General features: G+C 67.8%; 1 protein-coding gene. It reads right to left on the bottom strand.

Annotated elements, in window-relative coordinates:
* A partial coding sequence (locus JHD79_RS22920; protein WP_233164851.1) for a hypothetical protein occupies positions 1 to 187 on the bottom strand: 187 nt, incomplete at its 3' end.
* Positions 188 to 388: the final 201 nt, after the last annotated feature.

Here is a 388-nt window from a genome sequence, read left to right as displayed (position 1 = left end):
CCCCCCCCCCCCCCCCCCCCCCCCCCCCCCCCCCCCCCCCCCCCCCCCCCCCCCCCCCCCCGCTTTTTTCATGCAGAATACGGAATACGAGATGGTAACGCAGGTCTCGTGGGATCGGAGATCCCCCCCCCCCCCCCATATTTATGCGGTGGCTAGCGGCATCTGCCACGCGGTAGGCTATGGCCATGGAATATATTGCACACAACCGTAACCTATACGATCCTGAGCAAATTAAGCAATATGCCCAAAGGCTGTCTCTTATACACATCTGACGCTGCCGACGATCGAGCCATAGTGTAGTTGGGGGTGGGGGGCGGAGGAGGAAAGAGGGGGGGGGGGGGGGGGGGGGGGGGGGGGGGGGGGGGGGGGGGGGGGGGGGGGGGGGGGG

The organism is Pedobacter sp. ASV28, assembly GCF_016428855.1.
Taxonomy (GTDB): Bacteria; Bacteroidota; Bacteroidia; order Sphingobacteriales; family Sphingobacteriaceae; genus Pedobacter.
Note: the sequence above shows the minus strand (reverse complement) of the source record. Positions and strands in the feature narration are given on the sequence as shown.